The sequence below is a fragment of the Ureibacillus acetophenoni genome, assembly GCF_900220965.1.
Classification (GTDB): Bacteria; Bacillota; Bacilli; order Bacillales_A; family Planococcaceae; genus Ureibacillus; species Ureibacillus acetophenoni.
In genome coordinates, this window is record NZ_OBQC01000029.1 from 1 (window position 1) to 5131 (window position 5131).

7 protein-coding genes are annotated in these 5131 nt (G+C 32.0%); all 7 read left to right on the forward strand.

Features of this window, described 5'->3' with window-relative positions; genetic code table 11:
- Positions 1-102: 102 nt before the first annotated feature.
- The 7 genes from CRO45_RS19505 (at position 103) to CRO45_RS19535 (ending at position 4924) form a co-directional block, all read left to right on the forward strand.
- On the forward strand, positions 103-408 hold the full coding sequence (locus CRO45_RS19505) for a CPBP family intramembrane glutamic endopeptidase (protein WP_097151284.1): 306 nt from the start codon (positions 103-105) through the stop codon (positions 406-408).
- A gap of 266 nt (positions 409-674) precedes the next feature.
- Positions 675-1658: a metal-dependent hydrolase gene (locus tag CRO45_RS19510; protein ID WP_097151285.1), complete on the forward strand. Its 984-nt coding sequence runs from the start codon at positions 675-677 to the stop codon at positions 1656-1658.
- A 155-nt stretch (positions 1659-1813) separates the two neighbouring features.
- A complete protein-coding gene (locus CRO45_RS19515) occupies positions 1814-2158 on the forward strand; it encodes a DUF6176 family protein (protein WP_097151286.1) in 345 nt (114 codons plus the stop codon).
- 65 nt (positions 2159-2223) lie between these two features.
- Positions 2224-2469, forward strand: coding sequence for a hypothetical protein (locus CRO45_RS19520; protein WP_097151287.1), 246 nt, complete (start codon positions 2224-2226; stop codon positions 2467-2469).
- Between the two features lie 116 nt (positions 2470-2585).
- Positions 2586-3170, forward strand: a complete 585-nt coding sequence (locus CRO45_RS19525) for a histidine phosphatase family protein (RefSeq protein ID WP_097151288.1) — start codon at positions 2586-2588, stop codon at positions 3168-3170.
- 182 nt (positions 3171-3352) lie between these two features.
- Entirely contained in the window at positions 3353-4390 is a 1038-nt protein-coding gene (locus CRO45_RS19530; protein ID WP_097151289.1) for a serine hydrolase domain-containing protein, read from the forward strand.
- 156 nt (positions 4391-4546) lie between these two features.
- Complete coding sequence (locus CRO45_RS19535) at positions 4547-4924, forward strand: hypothetical protein (protein ID WP_097151290.1); 378 nt, start codon at positions 4547-4549, stop codon at positions 4922-4924.
- Positions 4925-5131 lie beyond the last annotated feature (207 nt).

The following is a 5131-nucleotide window of genomic DNA, read 5'->3' on the forward strand; positions in this document are numbered from 1 at the left end:
GAATATTAGATACAAAAGAATGGCTAGAAAATAGTTCGGTTTAAGTGGCTCAGTTTTTAATTAATAAATGGCTCAATTTTTACTTGCGAAATACATATTCAAATGTTATTATTGTTTTGTATATTTTTTTCACTTATTAATGCAGTATTTGAGGAAGTTATTTGGAGAGGGATATTGCTTTCGACTATTAAGGAACTAACATCTACAGGGTATGCTGTTATCGTGACAAGTATTGGTTTTGGACTTCTCCATCTCGCAATTGGTTTTTCTCTTTCTCTCAGTTTGTTAATTTCAATTGCTGGGGGAATTTACGCATTAATTACACTTAAAACAAACAGTATCTATCCAAGTATTGTTTTTCATATTGTGGTTAATATTGGAATGGTATATAGCGGACTAATAATCTAACTTTTACGTGACTAATCATTATTGAACTAACGAGGGCGTTGATCCTAGAAGGATTAATGCTTTTTTTATTGATTTATTGTACTTACGGGGCAGGATAGTGAAATAATGAAAAACATAGGTGTACTTACCGACTGAATCTTAAGGAAGTCTTAAGAAAGTTCCTAATTAAGTGTTAAGATTTACCATATAAAATAAAGGCAGTGATTGAAGAAGAAATGGGATTCATAATGCAATAGGTATTTTTTATAAATGTGAGGAGGAGGAAAATGTTACTTCTATTTATGCATGTTCTTACCCATGCCCTATTTGGAGCTATTATCGTATTTCTTTTAAAAGATGCAAGAAATCTCTCAATTCCAAAAAAATTAGTTTTATCTATTATTGGCGGTTTTGCAGGTATATTACCCGATACTTTAGGTTTTAGAACCTCTACTCCTTGGTCCCATTCCATATTTTTTGCTCCCATTTTCGTTTTACCTGTTGTTTTAGTTACAAAAGCAATATTTCGAGAAATTATATGGTGGAAAATCTGGATTGTACTCAGTTTAGCAACGATTGTAGGTCATATTTTCGTAGATTTTTTGACTCACGAAGTTACATTGTTATATCCTCTATCCCTTAAGGAATACGAGTATGTCATATTTGAGGCTGGAGACCCTTGGGTTTGGTTCCCTCTTATGATTACTATATTAATTGTTATCTTTAGTTCGAAAAATAGGATATTAAGTATAAGCATTGTATTTTTATTGATTGGTTCATACATGGGTGTTAGAAGTTACTCTAAATTAGAATTGATATCTAAGTTAGAAGACTATTATGGAGAAATCAATCAAAATATTCTTGTTACCCCTCCTAGGGGAAATCTGATAGATACAAGAAACCCTTTCGATTATCTCAAATGGTCTTATGATTTGTATTCTGAGCAAAGAATAGTTCGAGGATTTAGTCCGTTACTTGGTGGAACTCTACAAAATCATACAAATGTATTTCACCAAGAGCCAATGCCAGTCGTACTAAGTGTAACTGGACCTTATAGAAAAGCTGGGGGAGAAGTCGACCAAAGTTTTAACGTCTTACTGGATGTTAGGGATGATGGCAATTATTATTTGGTCTGTGAAGAAATGAATTCTAATCATCTAAAGGTTTTCCGTCAAGAAATTGATGGAAGGTGGAACGAAATTCAAGGTACTGAAATGCAAAGGATCCTTGACTACTTCATTGAAAATGAAAAAAAGTCAAATATGCAATAAGAATTTTTAATTTTAATTTGAGATTGTGAAACATTATACTTAAACTAACGAAGGCGTTGATCCAAGAAGGAATCAATGCCTTTTTTGTTGAAGTTATTGTACTAACGTGGCAGTTTAGTTGAAGAAGAAAATACATATTAGATGGAGGCTTTATAATGAATATTGAGTGTACACGTTTTCGAGTAAAACCAGGGAAAACAGAAAAAGTCGATGAATGGTTAGCTTTTTTAAATGAACATATGGAGGAAGTTCTTGTCACTCTTGAGGGTGAGAAGATGTATGTTGAAACGATTTTTCGTGAGTTTTTAAATAATGAAGAATATTTATATTGGTACTCTGTTCAAGGTACTGGTGGAATAGAGGTTGAAGAATCACAACATTGGATCGATAAGAAGCATCTTGAATATTGGGATGAATGTATCGATGAAACGTATAGGCCTGTTGATTTAAAAACTGAAGTGGTAATGATTCCAACCAAAGTAAGTCAGAGTATGAAATAAAAACTTGAACTAACGGAGCTGTTAGCACAACAAAAATTTCTATACAAGCGAATAGAGGAGAAAATATGAATCAAAATAATTTTTATATTATAGGTTCTTTGTTGATTCTTTCGGGGACAATTTTGTTAGGTATTATGCATTTAGCAATTTCAACATATATCCCGAATTTAAGTGGTTGGGGTAGTAGCAAGTTTGCGGCAGTTCTTAACGGAATAATGGGGTGGTTTCCGTATATTTTGAGTATTATTCAAATTGTAATTGGGGCAATATTGGTTTGGTATTCATTAACGAAAAATAATCAGAATAAGTAAATTTTATTAAACTAACGGAGGAGTTAATCCAACAAGGATATACGCTTTTTATTGTTGAAGTAATTAAACTAACGGGGCAGGTAGTTTAAGAAAATTTATATAAAGAAGGGGAAATATTGACTAAATTATGTTTAGTTAGACACGGGGAAACTGATTGGAATTCATTAGGGAAACTTCAAGGAAGAAAAGACATACCTTTAAACAAAATCGGGGTATTACAAGCTATAGAATGTCGTGAGTTTCTTAAATCGACCAATTGGGATGTTATTATATCAAGTCCATTAAAAAGGGCTAAGGAAACAGCAGAGATAATAAACAATGAGTTAAAAATTCCAATTATTGAAATGGTTGAATTTATTGAACGAGATTATGGTGATGCAGAGGGGATGACAGTAACAGAGAGGTTAACGGCATTTCCGAACAGGAATTACACTAAACAAGAAGATAGACAGACTTTAACGATACGTGTAATAGCAGGAATTCAAAAAATAAACCAGTTATACCTTAGGAAAAGGGTGTTATTAGTTGCGCACGGAGGAGTTATCAATACTATCTTAGCCCAATTTTCAAATGGTGAAATTGGTTCAGGCAAAACAAAATTGATAAATGCTTGTATTAGTAACATTGAATTTATAGATGAAGAATGGAAAATAAAAAATTATAACCAAACTGGTCATCTTTCCCAATATCGTAATGGATGAAAATATAGATTCTCTTGTTCAACTTACATGGGCGTTAATCTAAGAAGGATTAATGCTTTTTTATTAAAGTTATTGTACTAACGGGGCAGTTTTGTTCAATAGGACATATATTTTCCAAACAAATACATAAGAACGTACATTCGTGTTGTGATTTAATTATTAAGTTATATCGGGGGAGAATAATGAAATTAAAAAACATCAAAATTGAAGAACGAATGGAACATTATAATGTAAACGGTTTAAGTATTGCATTGTTCGAAGAAGGTCAAATCTGCGGAACAGAAAATTATGGTTCACTTGAAGTTAATAGTGATAGAAAAGTAAATGATGATTCTATTTTTAGTGCGTGTTCCATTAGTAAATTACTAACTGGAATGTTAGCAATAAAGTTGGTAGAAGAAGGACATCTTGATTTGGATGAAAATGTAAATGAAAGACTTGTTACTTGGAAAGTGCCTGAAAATGAATATACAAAGAATAAAAAGGTTACTATAAGAAACTTGCTTAGTCATCAATCTGGAATCAAAGACCCTGAAGGTAGTTTTTTAGAACTAAATTCAGAAATAGGTTTTCCTTCGATAATTGAATTATTAGAGGGAGAATCCCATTATTGTAAGGTTCCCATTGAAGTTCAATTCGAGCCAGAGAGTGAATTCCATTATTCAGATGCAGGATTTTGTATTATTCAGCAACTAATAGAAGATGTAACGAAAAAGCAGTTTTATCAAGTGGTAAATGAGTTCATATTTGAACCACTAGGAATCAAGAATAGCAAATTAGATACAACAATGTCGGATGTGGATAGAGATAACTTTTCTTGTGGTCATAACAAAAACGGGGAATTAGTAGATGGAAAATTCCCTATTTATCCTTATTCAGCAGCTTCTGGACTATGGACAACCTCTTCGGATTTAGCTGAATTAGTTCTTGAGTTAATGAATGCAATAAAAGGAGAAAGTAAGTTGGGTATATCGGAAAGTTTAGCAAAAGAAATGATAACCCCGCAAAGAGGTAAAAGCTGGACAGGATTAGGTGTGTTTCTTGAAGGCTCCGAAAAAGAACTAGAAATTACATCACTCGGTTGGGGTGTAGGTTTTCAATGTATGATGGTGGCATATCCACACTTGGAAAAAGGTGCAGTTATTATGACGAATGCAGAATTAGGCGTTCATCAATTGGAAGGGATTATTGGAGAGATATATAAATCTCTTCTATTTTAAAAAGCATTTGTTCCGTGTTAAGCCATTAAATATTTTATTGAACTAACGGAGGCGTTGATCCAAGAAGGATTAATGCTTTTTTGTTGAAGTATTGCATTAACGGGGCAGGATTGTTCAACAAGACATATTGAAATGTTATTAAAGGAGGAGGTAATAATGTTTTTAAGAAAATTTTTAGGATTTATTATAACCACTCTGTTAACTGGATTATTCCTTAACTTTTATTTTGCAATAATGGTTGGTTATGATAAGTTATTTGCTGCACTTGGTGTTCTACTTACAGGTGTAGCTCCATTTATACTTCTTATGGGCTTACCAGTATCTATCTTATCTGATCTTCTAACAAAGAATTTAAACAGCAAACAAAGATATAAAAAGGCATTTTTGATTCATATTATCTTTGGTCTAATTATAGGATTAGTTCTTTCTTTATTTTTTGAGCATTTAATTATTGTTGTAATAACATTAATAGCCACATTTATATTCTGGTTAGTTGACGAAATTTTGAGGAAGAAATTTAAGGGTACTAAATAATACTTCTTCAACAAATGGGCGATTTTCTTTAATAAGATAGCGTATTTTTGTATAGACAACTCATTTAAATGAATTAATTTTTTGAAGGTGTAAAAAGGATTGTGAAGTTCTGTACTTAAATGTAGTGTAGTGCTTTAATTTAAAAACTCATAATTGAATACAAAGTAAAATCCCTGCTTTCAATATAAAAGTAGGGATTTTTGGCGT

Bases quoted from the DNA above. Each gene is read 5' to 3' on its own strand.
- CRO45_RS19530 (WP_097151289.1), top strand. From the start codon at position 3,353: ATGAAATTAAAAAACATCAAAATTGAAGAACGAATGGAACATTATAAT.
- CRO45_RS19505 (WP_097151284.1), top strand. From the start codon at position 103: ATGTTATTATTGTTTTGTATATTTTTTTCACTTATTAATGCAGTATTT.
- CRO45_RS19520 (WP_097151287.1), top strand. From the start codon at position 2,224: ATGAATCAAAATAATTTTTATATTATAGGTTCTTTGTTGATTCTTTCG.
- CRO45_RS19515 (WP_097151286.1), top strand. From the start codon at position 1,814: ATGAATATTGAGTGTACACGTTTTCGAGTAAAACCAGGGAAAACAGAA.
- CRO45_RS19535 (WP_097151290.1), top strand. From the start codon at position 4,547: ATGTTTTTAAGAAAATTTTTAGGATTTATTATAACCACTCTGTTAACT.
- CRO45_RS19510 (WP_097151285.1), top strand. From the start codon at position 675: ATGTTACTTCTATTTATGCATGTTCTTACCCATGCCCTATTTGGAGCT.